9 protein-coding genes and 1 tRNA gene are annotated in these 14,855 nt (G+C 45.7%); all 10 read left to right on the top strand.

What is annotated here, in order from left to right:
• The first annotated feature begins 131 nt into the window (after window positions 1-131).
• The 10 genes from tuf (at window position 132) to rpoC (ending at window position 14,762) form a co-directional block, all read left to right on the top strand.
• Window positions 132-1,322 carry an elongation factor Tu gene (gene tuf / locus ACNFVB_RS11820; protein WP_430737622.1) on the top strand — a complete coding sequence of 397 codons (1,191 nt, stop codon included), beginning with the start codon at window positions 132-134 and terminating at the stop codon, window positions 1,320-1,322.
• Between the two features lie 414 nt (window positions 1,323-1,736).
• Window positions 1,737-1,812: transfer RNA gene (locus ACNFVB_RS11815), tRNA-Trp, on the top strand.
• Window positions 1,813-1,863: 51 nt separating this feature from the next.
• Window positions 1,864-2,352, top strand: coding sequence for a preprotein translocase subunit SecE (secE, locus tag ACNFVB_RS11810; RefSeq protein WP_100750084.1), 489 nt, complete (start codon window positions 1,864-1,866; stop codon window positions 2,350-2,352).
• 69 nt (window positions 2,353-2,421) lie between these two features.
• Window positions 2,422-2,952 carry a transcription termination/antitermination protein NusG gene (gene nusG / locus ACNFVB_RS11805; RefSeq protein WP_201584062.1) on the top strand — a complete coding sequence of 177 codons (531 nt, stop codon included), beginning with the start codon at window positions 2,422-2,424 and terminating at the stop codon, window positions 2,950-2,952.
• An 88-nt stretch (window positions 2,953-3,040) separates the two neighbouring features.
• A complete protein-coding gene (gene rplK / locus ACNFVB_RS11800; RefSeq protein WP_105244192.1) occupies window positions 3,041-3,472 on the top strand; it encodes a 50S ribosomal protein L11 in 432 nt (143 codons plus the stop codon).
• On the top strand, window positions 3,473-4,174 hold the full coding sequence (gene rplA, locus ACNFVB_RS11795; RefSeq protein WP_105244191.1) for a 50S ribosomal protein L1: 702 nt from the start codon (window positions 3,473-3,475) through the stop codon (window positions 4,172-4,174).
• 428 nt (window positions 4,175-4,602) lie between these two features.
• Window positions 4,603-5,130 (top strand): 50S ribosomal protein L10, encoded by a 528-nt coding sequence (gene rplJ, locus ACNFVB_RS11790; protein WP_334221434.1) that lies wholly within the window; start codon window positions 4,603-4,605, stop codon window positions 5,128-5,130.
• 126 nt (window positions 5,131-5,256) lie between these two features.
• The gene (rplL, locus tag ACNFVB_RS11785) at window positions 5,257-5,631 is read left to right on the top strand and encodes a 50S ribosomal protein L7/L12 (RefSeq protein ID WP_105244189.1); all 375 of its coding nucleotides are present in this window, start codon (window positions 5,257-5,259) and stop codon (window positions 5,629-5,631) included.
• A gap of 628 nt (window positions 5,632-6,259) precedes the next feature.
• The gene (rpoB, locus tag ACNFVB_RS11780; protein ID WP_289055272.1) at window positions 6,260-10,378 is read left to right on the top strand and encodes a DNA-directed RNA polymerase subunit beta; all 4,119 of its coding nucleotides are present in this window, start codon (window positions 6,260-6,262) and stop codon (window positions 10,376-10,378) included.
• A 166-nt stretch (window positions 10,379-10,544) separates the two neighbouring features.
• Complete coding sequence (rpoC, locus tag ACNFVB_RS11775) at window positions 10,545-14,762, top strand: DNA-directed RNA polymerase subunit beta' (RefSeq protein ID WP_430737621.1); 4,218 nt, start codon at window positions 10,545-10,547, stop codon at window positions 14,760-14,762.
• The last annotated feature ends 93 nt before the right edge of the window (window positions 14,763-14,855 follow it).

The following is a 14,855-nucleotide window of genomic DNA, read 5'->3' as shown; positions in this document are numbered from 1 at the left end:
TATCTGCACATTAGTATGTGCAACCTTTTAACAATTATTTTAATGTGGTCTCTACTGCTTTAGCTTTTATCTATATGAAATTTAATATTTATATCAGTTAAGCGCCGACCCCAAAAAAAGAGGAATTACCCATGGCAAAGGCCAAGTTTGAACGCAACAAGCCACACGTCAACGTCGGCACCATCGGACACGTTGACCACGGTAAAACAACCCTAACCGCCGCTATCGCAACCGTAGCAGCAAAAACCTCAGGCGGCGAAGCCAAAGACTACGCGTCAATTGACTCAGCCCCAGAAGAAAAAGCACGTGGCATCACCATCAACACCTCACACGTAGAGTATGACACCGACACCCGTCACTACGCCCACGTTGACTGCCCAGGTCACGCCGATTATGTCAAAAACATGATCACTGGTGCCGCACAAATGGACGGCGCAATCCTAGTCGTATCAGCAACTGACGGCCCAATGCCACAGACTCGTGAGCACATCTTGCTATCACGTCAGGTAGGCGTACCATACATCATCGTCTTCATGAACAAATGTGACCTAGTAGACGACGAAGAATTGCTAGAGCTCGTCGAAATGGAAGTACGTGAACTCCTAAACGACTACGACTTCCCAGGCGACGACACCCCAATCATGAAAGGTAGTGCCACCCAAGCCCTAAAAGGCGACGACGGCAAATACGGCGAACCAGCAGTCGTAGAACTACTAAACACCCTAGACACCTACATCCCAGAGCCAGAGCGTGACATCGACAAAGCATTCCTAATGCCAATCGAAGACGTATTCTCAATCTCAGGTCGTGGTACCGTTGTAACTGGCCGTGTTGAATCAGGTATCGTAAAAGTTGGTGACGAAATCGAAATCGTCGGTATCAAAGACACCCAAAAAACCACCTGTACTGGTGTTGAGATGTTCCGCAAACTGCTAGACGAAGGTCGTGCAGGCGAAAACTGTGGCGTACTACTCCGTGGTACCAAGCGTGAAGAAGTCCAACGTGGCCAAGTACTAGCCAAGCCAGGTTCAATCACCCCACACACCAACTTCGACGCCGAAGTATACGTACTATCAAAAGAAGAAGGTGGTCGTCATACTCCGTTCCTAAACGGCTACCGTCCACAGTTCTACTTCCGTACCACTGACGTAACTGGCGCAATCCAATTACAAGACGGTACAGAAATGGTCATGCCTGGTGACAACGTTGAGATGAGCGTAGAACTTATCCACCCAATCGCTATGGACAAAGGCCTACGTTTCGCTATCCGTGAAGGTGGCCGTACTGTAGGTGCTGGTGTAGTAGCTAACGTAAAAGACTAAGCGATACTGATCTCAGCGCAAGCTGACACCGAGTATTGAGTAGTGAAAAGCCATCCTTTATAGGGTGGCTTTTTTTTGGGCGCTTATAGAGGGTTATGGGGTTTATTGGAAAGGGGCAGGGAAGGTGGTACTTCATAAAGTATGTTTTTTAAAGCTATAACTATTAATAACTGCAGTAAGTGAAAATACCGTTCTTTTTGTTTTTAGTCTATTGTGTTTTTTATGAGAGCTTGCTATATTAACGCTGCTTTTAATAAGTCAGTTGGGACATCGATTTTTACTTATTTATTTACTCAAGTAAGACTGATGTAGCCGCAAAATGACTAAGAGCAAAGCTTGGTAAAAATGATAATTTTACCGCTAAGGGCTTGCATTCTATGCTAAATATTGTATAATGCTGTCCTTTACACCCATAGGCGATTGGCTCAATTGGTAGAGCATCGGTCTCCAAAACCGAGGGTTGTAGGTTCGAGTCCTACATCGCCTGCCATCTTCTTATCACATCTTTGTTGTACCTCACCATCTCCGAAGCGAGTTCTTTATGAGCAATAATCAAGATAACCTCGAGAATAAGTTATCTGATGCCAAGGCGACGGCGAGCTCGATGCTGACTAAAGGTAAGCACGTCTCAGCAGGCAATAAGACCACTGCGGTCGAGGTTGCTAAGACAGGCTCAATCAAAGATTTGATTTTGTGGCTTGTAGCCGCAGTAGTATTAATTGCAGCAACATTGGTCAATCAGTATTTACCCGGTTATTGGCAGCCAGCCAACGATGTCTGGGTGCGTATTGGTATCATTGTTGCTTTGGTTGTGGTTGCTTTGGTGTGTTTGGCCTTAACCCATCAGGGTCGCGCTTTTAAAATTTTACTAAAAGACGCTGCGGTTGAGCTACGCCGAGTGACCTGGCCGAGTAAAGACGAAACCTTTCAATACACATGGCAAGTGCTTGTCGTGATTGCGATTGTTGGGTTCTTTATTTGGTTGTTGGATAACTTCTTTAATTGGTTCGTTGGTATCTTTATTGGCTAGTCACACGTATTAGTGGGCAAGACCAAAATGGACGGATAACGACTTATTTATAATGATCAGGAGCGTGATATGCGTTGGTATATTGTCCAAGCATTTTCAGGATATGAAAAGCAAGTACAGCGTTCATTAACTGATCGTATCAACCGCAGTGAGTTTGCTGATTCGTTCGGTGATGTGTTGGTGCCTACAGAAGAAGTCGTCGAAATGAAAGACGGCAAAAAGCGTAAGAGTGAGCGTAAATTCTTTCCAGGATATGTATTGATCCAGATGGAAATGAATGACAACACGTGGCACATCGTCAAAGACTGTCCACGTATTATGGGCTTTGTTGGTGGTACACCAGAGATGCCAGCACCTATCACGCAGGCAGAAGCGGATCGTATTTTGAACCGTCTGAATCAGACTGAAGCTGACCCACGTCCTAAGACGCTCTTTGAGCCAGGCGAAGAATTGTTGGTCATCGATGGTCCATTTACTGACTTTAAAGGGTTGGTAGAAAAAGTGGATTATGAAAAGTCTAAACTACATCTGACCGTAAACGTATTTAATAGGCCGACTCAGGTCGAGCTTGAGTTTAGTAAAGTTGAAAAATTAGACTAAACCTATAAAGTTCATTAACCGGGGAGCTGTTTTTCGACAAGGTTTATACCATGTTGATTTGGCGCTATCACCCATTTAGGAGAATATCATGGCTAAGAAGATTGATGGTTACATCAAACTGCAAGTGCCTGCAGGTAAAGCAAACCCTTCACCACCGATTGGTCCAGCTTTGGGTCAAAAAGGCGTGAACATCATGGCGTTCTGTAAAGAGTTTAACGCAGCGACCTCTAACCAAGAGCCAGGTCTGCCGATTCCTACAGAAATCACGGTATATAACGATAAGTCTTTTACCTTTATCATGAAGTCGCCACCAGCTGCGTTTTTACTACGTAAAGCTGCTGGTATCACGAAAGGTTCTGGTACGCCAAACACCGCAAAAGTCGGTAAAGTTGATCGTGCACAACTAGAAGAAATCGTGAAAACTAAAGACGCAGATTTGACTGCTGCTGATCTTGACGCTGCTGTTCGTACCATCGCTGGTACCGCTCGTTCAATGGGTATTACCGTGGAGGGTGTGTAAATGAGTAAACTTACTAAGCGTCAAAAGCTAATCGCTGATCGCATTGAAAACGAAAAGCTATACACTCTTGAAGAAGCGGTTCAAATCCTAAACGATTTGCCACCTTTGAAGTTCAAAGAGTCTATCGACATCGCAGTAAACTTGGGCGTTGACCCACGTAAATCTGACCAAGTCGTTCGCGGTGCTACCAACCTACCTGCGGGTACTGGTAAAACCAAACGCGTTGCCGTATTCGCTCAAGGCGCTGCTGCTGAAGCCGCCAAAGAAGCTGGTGCAGACGTTGTAGGGTTTGAAGACCTAGCAGAAGACATTAAAGCCGGCAACATGGACTTTGACGTTGTTATTGCAGCTCCAGATGCGATGCGTGTGGTGGGTCAACTAGGTACTATCCTAGGTCCACGTGGCCTAATGCCTAACCCAAAAGTTGGTACAGTAACGCCAAATGTTGCGGAAGCTGTGGCCAATACCAAAGCGGGTCAAGCACAGTATCGTGTTGACAAAGCGGGTATCATTCACACAACTATCGGTCAAGTTGGTTTCACGACTGAACAAGTTGCCCAAAACGTTCAAGCATTGATCTCAGATCTAAAGCGCGCTAAGCCTGCGACGTCTAAAGGTACATTCATTAAGAAAATCACCTTGTCTAGCACCATGGGCCCAGGCATCACTATTGATCCTGTTCCTTATCGCGTGGCTAAATAGTTTTTTGTATAAAAATTACTCGATATTCAACGATTTTGAATAAAGAGTGCATATTGTTTTAAAGAATTAGGTCAGCGTAGCAAACGCTATGCTGTCTAAGACCGTAGGTAGAGAGCGGTTTTACGTCATTATTAAGTGGTCTTTTGATAGCTAGTGATGACGGTAAGCTGCTTTTGTTAATCGACGACAGATGAAAATCTTAGTTGTCCTACGCAGACGGTGACCCACCCAGTTGTTGATAAGAGCCGATAAACCGGTATTTATACCAATCTATCACTCGATGTCAGTCTGATAACGGTGCCGTAATCAGTCGTTATGAATAAACTCTATTTTTAGAAGTTATGAATAACGTGTCGTATCAAGTCAATCTTAGCTGATCGTTTTTAACTAAAAGTTGAGCGGATTGATAAGATTAAAGGAGTCAACTTATGGCATTAACGCTAGAACAAAAACAACAAGTTGTGGCTGAAGTGTCTGAAGTTGCTGCTAATGCTTACTCAGCAGTAGCTGCCGAATATCACGGTCTTGGTGTTGCACAGCTTACTAAGCTGCGCGTACAAGCCCGTGAAAAAGGCGTCGTTTTGAAAGTGGTAAAAAACACCCTAGCAAAACGCGCTTTTGAAGGCACTAAGTTTGAGAGCATGTCAGACCGTATGACTGGTCCATTACTTTTGGCTTTCTCTATGGAAGATTTGGGTTCTGCTGCTAGAGTCGTTTTCGACTTTAGCAAAGAAAACAAAGCATTGGAGACCAAAATAGTATCAGTCGGTGGTGAAGTTTATGGTCCAGAAGAGCTAGAGCGCGTATCGAAGCTACCAACTCGCGACGAAGCAATCTCTATCTTGATGGCAACTATGAACGCACCAGTGACCAAGCTTGTCCAGACTATGAACGCTGTTCCTGGCAAGTTCGTTCGCACTGTAGCGGCAATCAAAGACGCAAAAGAAGCTGCTTAATTGCTTGTTTTAACGTAACTTTGACATCGCTGGTTGTACTGTATTGCCAACTCTATTTATATATTTGGCAAACAACCAAAGCGATATTAAAATCAATTAATTTTTATCAGATAACGGAGAGTTCTCATGGCACTATCTAAAGAAGATGTGTTAAACGCAATCGCTGAAATGTCAGTAATGGACATCGTTGAGCTAATCAGCGATATGGAAGAAAAATTCGGTGTAACTGCTGCTGTTGCTGCTGCTGCACCTGCTGCTGCCGCTGGTGGCGCTGCTGCTGCTGAAGAAAAAGACGAGTTTGACGTTGTTCTTGCTAGCTTCGGCGACAAGAAAGTTGGCGTTATCAAAGCCGTACGTGAAGCAACTGGTCTTGGCCTAAAAGAAGCAAAAGATTTAGTTGAAAGTGCTCCAGCACCAATCAAAGAAGGCGCATCTAAAGACGAAGCTGAAGAGTTGAAAAAGAAACTTGAAGAAGCTGGTGCAACTGTTGAACTAAAATAAGTTTAACACTGTACGAAAAAAAAGCTGGTAATGCATTGCATTGCCAGCTTTTTTTTACTATAATTCGTAGCTTGACCTTTTGTGTCTGCCAACATACGTATGCAACATCACGGTGGATACCCATCAAAAGGACAGACGATATACATGCAAGCACACATGCCAGTTTTTAAAATCAGTGATATGAGCTAAACGTCTTGAGATGTTTGGCGTTTTTTTGTGTCTGCATGCTTTTCCATTAACGCTATAGTTTACACTGATTCTAAAAGTTATAGTTATCCCTAATATTATTAGTTCTAATAAGCTGTTTATCTTAGGTTATTCATTTTGCATGGTTGTACTGTCAGTATGTAGGCTTGTAGACGGTAGATATCAGCGACGATATTGGTTTTGATGAGTGACAGCTGATGGGGTTTTGGCTGGATGGTCTAGGTAAAATACCTAGATGCTGATGACAAAACTTGATGAGGGTGCTAAGCCGACACTGGTAGTAAAGTAGTCATTAACAAAAGATATAAACTGAACACGAACACCTGTTTTATATTAACGTTTACGTTGCTATGTTTGCATAGTATTTATGCACGCATGCCACGCTTTTAATTTGTTTCCACGTTTACTGTAAGGACTCTCGATGGCATATTCTTATACTGAAAAAAAGCGTATTCGCAAAAGTTTTGCTGAATTGCCCACTGTAATGGACATTCCCTATTTACTGTCTATTCAAGTAGATTCTTATGAGCAATTTTTGCAAGAGCACAAAAAGCCGAAAGCTCGTGAGAATACTGGTCTGCAAGCTGCCTTTTCATCTATTTTTCCGATTGAGAGTCATTCTGGTAATGCAGAGCTACAATTCGTTGAATATTACTTAGGCGAGCCTGAGTTTGATGAGCGTGAGTGTATCTTACGTGGCTCAACGTTTGCAGCACCGATACGTGTCAAGATCCGTTTGATTATCAAGGACAAAGACAGCAAAGACAAAGACAGTAAAGCGGCGATCAAAGACATCCGTGAGCAAAGCGTCTATATGGGCGAGATGCCACTGATGACTGATAACGGTACCTTTATTATCAACGGTACTGAGCGTGTCATCGTATCACAGTTGCACCGCTCGCCTGGTGTGTTCTTTGATCATGATAAAGGTAAGTCGCACTCAAGTGGTAAGGTGCTTTACAACGCTCGTATCATCCCTTATCGCGGCTCATGGCTTGACTTTGAGTTTGATGCTAAAGACTTAGTTTTTGCTCGTATTGACCGTCGTCGTAAGTTACTTGCGTCTATTATCTTACGTGCGCTTGGTTTGACGACCTCTGAAATCTTAGATTTGTTCTTTGATAAAGTAAAAGTCTATAAGGGTGAAGAGCAGTTTGAGATTGATCTGGTTGCTGATCGTCTACGCGGCGAGATGGCGCAGTTCGATATCGTGTCACCTGATGGTGATGTCATCGTCGAGCAGGGCAAACGTATCAATGCTCGCCGTATCCGTCAGTTAGAGCAAGCGGGTATGACGAAAATTGCTGTGCCTGATGAATATCTATACGAGCGCATCTTGGCTGAAGATATCGTGGTCAATGGTGAAGTGATTGCTCATGCCAATACGCTCATCGATCATGAATTGTTGGTCAAACTCAGTGCGTTCGAAGCCAGTGATGCACTCAAAGAGTTTAGTATTTTGTTCACCAACGATATCGATCAAGGCAGTTATATCGCCGATACGCTACGTGCTGATACCACTTCTAGCCGTGAAGAAGCATTGATTGAGATCTACAAAGTCATGCGCCCAGGTGAGCCACCAACGCTTGAGACCGCTGAAAAGCTGTTTGAGAGCATGTTCTTTAACGCCGATCGTTATGACTTGTCAAACGTCGGTCGTATGAAGTTTAACCGTCGCTTAGGTCTTGAGTTTGAGGACACTGACGACGCTGATATCCAGCGTGCGCGTAGTGTTTTGACCAATGATGACATCATCAATGTGTTAAAAGAGCTGATTGAGATTCGTAATGGTCGCGGTGAAGTCGACGATATCGATCACTTAGGTAATCGCCGTATTCGTTCAGTGGGCGAGATGGCAGAGAACCAGTTCCGCGTGGGCCTTGTGCGCGTAGAGCGTGCTGTCAAAGAGCGTTTGTCGTCAGCTGAATCAGACAACTTGTCACCACAAGATTTGATCAACTCAAAACCAGTAGCAGCTGCTGTCAAAGAGTTCTTTGGCTCAAGTCAGTTGTCACAGTTTATGGACCAAAACAACCCATTGTCTGAAGTCACGCATAAGCGCCGTGTATCCGCGCTTGGCCCAGGTGGTCTGACCCGTGAGCGTGCAGGCTTTGAGGTACGTGACGTTCATGACACCCATTATGGCCGTGTCTGTCCGATTGAGACGCCTGAAGGTCCAAACATTGGTCTGATTAACTCACTAGCGACCTTTGCCAAAACCAACAGCTTTGGTTTCTTAGAAACGCCTTATCGCCGTGTGGTTGATGGCAAAGTAACTGACCAGATCGAATACCTATCAGCCATCGAAGAAGTTGGTACGGTCATTGCTCAAGCAGATTCGCCAGTGAGTGAAAATGGTGAGCTAAGTGATGAGATGGTCAGCGTGCGTAGTTATGGTGAATTTGTCCGTATGCCACCAGAAAAAGTGACGCATATGGATGTGTCACCAAGTCAGGTAGTATCGGTCGCCGCAGGTTTGATTCCATTCCTAGAGCATGATGATGCCAACCGTGCATTGATGGGTTCAAACATGCAGCGTCAGGCGGTTCCGACGCTACGTGCGGATAAGCCGTTAGTGGGTACGGGTATGGAGCGTCACGTCGCGCGTGACTCTGGCGTATGTGTGATCGCCAAGCGTGGCGGTGTGATCGAAGACGTCGATGCCTCGCGTATCGTCGTGCGTGTCAACGAAGAGGAGATGGTCGCAGGCGAAGCGGGTATCGATATCTATAACTTGATCAAATACACGCGCTCAAACCAAAATACTTGTATCAACCAGCGCATCATTGTCAACCAAGGCGACGAAATCGCGTCAGGGGATATTCTAGCTGATGGCCCATCAACCGATTTGGGTGAATTGGCGCTTGGTCAAAACATTCGTATCGCCTTTATGCCGTGGAATGGTTATAACTTCGAAGACTCGATTTTGCTTTCTGAAAAAGTCGTCAAAGAAGATCGCTTTACCACCATTCATATTCAAGAGTTGACTTGTGTGGCGCGTGATACCAAGCTTGGAACAGAGGAAATCACTGCTGATATTCCAAACGTTGGTGAAGCGGCGCTCTCAAACCTTGATGAAGCAGGTATCGTTTATATCGGTGCTGAAGTAGACGCAGGCGACATCTTGGTTGGTAAAGTCACACCAAAAGGCGAGACGCAGCTCACGCCAGAAGAGAAATTGCTACGGGCTATCTTTGGTGAAAAAGCTGCTGATGTAAAAGACACCTCATTGCGAGTGCCAACATCAAGCAAAGGTACGGTCATCGACGTACAAGTCTTTACCCGTGATGGCGTCGAAAAAGACGCGCGTGCCAAAGCAATCGAGAAGTCGCAGCTCGATAGCTATCGTAAAGATTTAAAAGAAGAGCTACGTATCTTTGAAGAAGCGGCTCGCGGCCGTATTGGTACCTTGCTTGATGGTCAAAAAGTCAGTGGCGGCGCTGGTCTAAAAGCCGGCACAGTCATGGCGTTGGCTGACATGAAAGAGATGAGTCTTGAGACGCTGCTTGATATCCAGCCAGTCGAAGAAGAGGTCTCTGAGCGTCTCACGCAGATCGCTGATTACTTGGTCGATAAGCAAAAAGACATCGATGTGAAATTTGCAGAGAAAAAACGCAAATTAACGGCTGGTGATGACTTACAGCATGGCGTCCAAAAAATCGTTAAGGTCTATCTGGCAGTGAAACGTCGTATCCAGCCAGGGGATAAAATGGCCGGTCGTCATGGTAACAAAGGTGTGGTATCACGCATCATGCCAGTCGAAGACATGCCGTATGATGAGCATGGCAATACCGTTGATATCGTATTGAACCCGCTAGGTGTACCATCGCGTATGAACATCGGTCAGGTGCTTGAGACGCATTTAGGTATGGCGGCTAAGGGCTTGGGTGAAAAGATTGACGGTATGCTAAAAGCGCAAGCGGCAATCAAAGAGTTACGTGAGTTTTTAGACAAGATTTACAACCAAGTCGGTGGTGAGTCAGTCGATCTAGACAGCTTGTCTGATGATGATATCTTGGCATTAGCAGACAATCTACGTGATGGCGTGCCGATGGGTACAGCAGTATTTGATGGTGCTCACGAGTATCAAGTCAAAGACTTGCTAGAGCTTGCTGGTATGGATCGTGATGGTCAGCAAACCTTGTATGATGGCCGTACCGGTCAGAAGTTTGACCGTAAAGTGACCGTGGGTTACATGTATATGCTCAAGCTTAACCACTTAGTCGATGACAAGATGCACGCGCGTTCAACGGGTTCTTACTCACTGGTCACCCAGCAGCCACTAGGCGGTAAAGCACAGTTCGGTGGTCAGAGATTCGGTGAGATGGAAGTATGGGCACTAGAAGCGTATGGCGCAACCTACACATTGCAAGAGATGCTGACAGTGAAATCAGATGACGTCGAAGGCCGTACCCGTATGTACAAAAACATCGTCGATGGTGAGCAGTACATGGATCCAGGTATGCCTGAGTCATTTAACGTACTGACCAAAGAAATCAAATCACTGGGTATTAATATTGAGTTAAAACAAAGCAACTAAACCCAAAGCAGAAAGATTGCTGTTTAACCTAGTTGTCAACCAAAAGTAGTACGCTTATGGCGACTGCTTTTGGTGATTTGTCTCAACCCGATTCATTGCCTTCATTCATCTAACTTGGCGTCGACAATATGCTGCTAGATGATTATAAAGATAACGGAGAAGCAACTTGAAAGATTTACTCGATATCATGCAAAGCCCTACCGCTAGCGGTAATCAAGAGTTTGATAGTATTCAAATTACCTTAGCCGCCCCTGATGTGGTTAAGTCGTGGTCACATGGTGAAGTTAAAAAACCAGAAACAATCAACTACCGTACATTTAAGCCTGAGCGTGATGGTCTGTTTTGTGCCAAAATTTTTGGCCCAGTCAAAGACTTTGAATGCTTGTGCGGCAAGTACAAACGTCGTAAGTTCCAAGGCGTTATCTGTGAGAAGTGTGGCGTAGAAGTCACCACTGCCAAAGTTCGCCGTGATCGTATGGGTCACATTGACCTTGCAAGCCCTGTTGCGCACATTTGGTTCTTAAAATCTCTGCCAAGCCGCATCGGTCTACTTCTCGATATGACCCTACGCGATATCGAACGCGTTCTATACTTTGAGAGCTATATCGTCACTGAGCCTGGCCTGACTTCTTTAGAGAAGTACCAACTGCTCGATGATGAAGACTACTACAAAGCTCTAGAAGAGTTCGGTGACGAATTCACCGCCAAAATGGGTGCAGAAGCGGTACAAGACCTGCTTAAAGAGATCGATATCGATATCGAGATTGATGAGCTGCGCGAAGCGATCCCGCAAACAGGCTCTGAAACCAAGCTCAAAAAGATGTCTAAGCGCCTAAAACTATTAGAAGCGTTCCGTGACTCGAACAACAAGCCTGAGTGGATGGTAATGAATATCTTACCAGTATTGCCACCAGACTTGCGCCCGTTGGTACCACTAGAAGGCGGCCGTTTTGCGACATCAGATCTAAACGATCTGTATCGCCGCGTTATCAACCGTAACAACCGTCTAAAGCGTCTGCTCGAGCTAAGTGCGCCTGATATCATCGTACGTAACGAAAAACGTATGCTACAAGAATCAGTCGATGCCTTGCTTGATAACGGTCGCCGTGGTCGTGCCATTACTGGTAGTAACAAGCGTCCATTGAAATCTTTGGCAGATATGATCAAAGGTAAGCAAGGCCGTTTCCGTCAAAACTTACTTGGTAAACGTGTTGACTATTCTGGTCGTTCGGTCATCGTTGTTGGTCCGACCCTGCGTCTGCATCAGTGTGGCCTGCCAAAGAAAATGGCACTTGAGTTGTTCAAGCCGTTTACTTACAACAAGCTACTATCGCATGGCCTTGCCACAACGATTAAAGCCGCCAAAAAGATGGTAGAGCGTGAAGAGCCGCAAGTATGGGATATGCTGGCCATGGTTATCCGTGAGCATCCAGTCCTACTAAACCGTGCGCCAACGCTTCACCGTTTGGGCTTACAGGCATTTGAGCCGGTACTTATTGAAGGTAAAGCGATCCAATTGCATCCGCTGGTTTGTACCGCGTTTAACGCTGACTTTGATGGTGACCAAATGGCCGTACACGTGCCATTGACGCTAGAAGCCCAGCTCGAATCGCGCGCATTGATGATGTCAACCAACAACATCCTATCGCCTGCCAACGGTGATCCAATTATCGTACCCTCACAGGACGTTGTACTTGGTCTGTATTACATTAGCCGCTCGTCGATCAATGCCAAAGGCGAAGGCATGATATTTTCGACCGTCAACGAAGCTTTGCGTGCCATTGGTTCAAACGACTTGCATGTCAACGCAAAAATCAAAGTGCGTGTGACAGAAACGCACGTCGATGCAGAGGGCAACGAAAGCAAAGAAGCCACTCTAAAAGAAACGGTGGCTGGTCGTTTGCTTATCTGGAATATCATGCCACAAGGCATGTCGTTTGATGAGTGCAACCAAGAGATGACCAAAAAGAACATCTCGCGTTTGATCAACTCTTGCTACCGTAAAGTCGGCGTCAAAGAAAGTGTCATGTTTGCTGACCAATTGATGTATCTTGGTTTTGCTCAAGCGACATTATCAGGCGTGTCAATCGGTATTGATGATATGGTGATTCCGCCGCTGAAAAAACAAATCATCGAAACCGCTGAAGCTGAAGTTCGCGAAATTGAAGATCAGTTTGAGCAAGGTTTTGTGACTGCAGGTGAGCGTTATAACAAAGTCGTCGATATCTGGTCGCGTACCAACGATAAAGTCGCTAAAGCGATGATGGATAACTTGGCGACCGATAAAGTCATCAATGCCCAAGGCGAAGAAGACGAGCAAAAATCATTTAACTCTATCTTTATCATGTCAGACTCTGGTGCTCGTGGTAGTGCCGCGCAGATTCGTCAGCTTGCTGGTATGCGTGGTTTGATGGCAAAACCAGATGGCTCAATCATTGAGACACCGATTAAAGCCAACTTCCGCGAAGGTTTAACCGTACTACAGTACTTTATCTCGACGCACGGTGCGCGTAAAGGTCTTGCTGATACCGCCCTAAAAACGGCTAACTCAGGTTACTTAACCCGTCGCTTGGTCGATGTGGCGCAAGATTTGGTTGTGACCAGCGAAGACTGTGGTACCGAAGAAGGCTTGCTCATGAAGCCGCACATCCAAGGTGGTGAGATCATCGAAAAACTCGGTGAGCTTGTTCTTGGCCGTGTGACCGCGCGTGATGTGACGTACAATGACGATCCGTCAAAAGTCTTGATTCCAGCGGGTACGTTGATCGATGAGCATTGGGTAAATGTACTAGACAACAACGCCATTGATGACATCTGGGTACGCTCAGTGATCACCTGTGAAGTTGAGCATGGTGTGTGTTCACAGTGTTATGGTCGTGATCTGGCTCGTGGTCATAAAGTCAATATCGGTGAGTCAGTTGGTGTCATGGCAGCCCAGTCAATTGGTGAGCCTGGTACCCAGTTGACCATGCGTACCTTCCACGTGGGCGGGGCGGCAAGCTCAGCATCTGTGGACAACAGCATCTCAGCACGTAATGCAGGTCAAGTGCATTTTGAAAACATGAAAACGGTTGAACACACTGATGGCCACTTGGTTATCGTCTCGCGTTCAGCAGAGCTTGCGCTGACCGATGAGCTTGGTCGTGAGCGTGAGCGCTATAAAGTTCCTTATGGTTCAAGCGTTCTGGTGAAAAACGAAGAGCAAGTCGAAGGTGGCCAGACCATCGCTAAATGGGATCCACACACGCACCCAATTATCACAGAGTTTGCCGGTACGGCACGCTTTAGCGATATCATTGATGGTTCGACAGCGACGGTCAAAGTCGATGATGCAACGGGTATGAGCTCGTTTGAGATTTTAGCGACTCGTGACCGTTCAAGCTCGGCTAAAGATTTGCGTCCTGCTATCATCTTGAATACGGATGAAGGCAAAGAAGTGGTTTATTTCTTGCCAGCGGAAACCATCATCCGCGTCAGCGACGGTGAAAAGGTAGCCGCAGGTTCGGTATTAGGCCGTGTACCACAAGCGTCATCAGGTACCAAGGATATTACCGGTGGTCTACCACGTGTGGCTGATTTGTTTGAAGCACGTCGTCCGAAAGATCATGCCATCATGGCAGAGATGACAGGTGTGGTCAGCTTTGGTAAAGAAACCAAAGGGAAAAACCGCTTTATCATCACCAATGAAGATGGTGAGGTACATGAAGAGCTGATCCCGAAATGGCGTCAGATCAACGTTTTCGAAAACGAGACCGTTGCTCGCGGCGAGATCATCGCTGATGGTCCGCAAAACCCGCACGATATCCTACGTCTAAAAGGTCAAACCGCCCTTGCTGATTATATCGTCAACGAAGTACAGGACGTCTATCGTCTGCAAGGTGTAAAAATCAACGATAAGCACATCGAAGTTATTATTCGTCAGATGTTGCGCAAAGTTGAAGTGACTGATGGCGGTGATTCAAATCACTTTAAAGGCGATCAGGTCGAGTACGCTGATGTCATAGCCTTGAATGCTAAACTGGAAGCTGAAGGTAAGTTCCCAGTTCAGTATGAGCGTCAATTGCTTGGTATCACCAAAGCAAGTCTGGCAACAGAAAGCTTTATCTCAGCGGCGTCGTTCCAGGAGACTACTCGTGTCCTAACTGCTGCTGCGGTAACAGGTAAAGTTGATGAGCTACGTGGTCTAAAAGAAAACGTGGTCGTTGGTCGCTTGATTCCTGCTGGTACAGGGCTTGCTTATCACAAAGCCCGTAAAGAAAAAGCAGAGCAAAAACTGCAAGAGTCAGATCTAAACGCAGCTTTTGATATGACGGCCAGCACCGATAGTAAAGACTTTGCAAGCTTTGATGAAGCCTTTGCGCAAGAGCTAAATCAAGACAATTAATTGTCTTTGATGTCTTATCACTGTCAAAAAAGCCAGCCTATGTTGCTGGCTTTTTTGTGCACGTACAAAAGTCAGAAAGACGTGGTACTGTTA

Source organism: Psychrobacter sp. VH5, from assembly GCF_050572635.1.
Lineage (GTDB): Bacteria > Pseudomonadota > Gammaproteobacteria > Pseudomonadales > Moraxellaceae > Psychrobacter > Psychrobacter celer.
Note: the sequence above shows the minus strand (reverse complement) of the source record. Positions and strands in the feature narration are given on the sequence as shown.

Coding starts and splice junctions, on each gene's coding strand:
- tuf (WP_430737622.1), top strand. CDS start 132: ATGGCAAAGGCCAAGTTTGAACGCAACAAGCCACACGTCAACGTCGGC.
- secE (WP_100750084.1), top strand. CDS start 1,864: ATGAGCAATAATCAAGATAACCTCGAGAATAAGTTATCTGATGCCAAG.
- nusG (WP_201584062.1), top strand. CDS start 2,422: ATGCGTTGGTATATTGTCCAAGCATTTTCAGGATATGAAAAGCAAGTA.
- rplK (WP_105244192.1), top strand. CDS start 3,041: ATGGCTAAGAAGATTGATGGTTACATCAAACTGCAAGTGCCTGCAGGT.
- rplA (WP_105244191.1), top strand. CDS start 3,473: ATGAGTAAACTTACTAAGCGTCAAAAGCTAATCGCTGATCGCATTGAA.
- rplJ (WP_334221434.1), top strand. CDS start 4,603: ATGGCATTAACGCTAGAACAAAAACAACAAGTTGTGGCTGAAGTGTCT.
- rplL (WP_105244189.1), top strand. CDS start 5,257: ATGGCACTATCTAAAGAAGATGTGTTAAACGCAATCGCTGAAATGTCA.
- rpoB (WP_289055272.1), top strand. CDS start 6,260: ATGGCATATTCTTATACTGAAAAAAAGCGTATTCGCAAAAGTTTTGCT.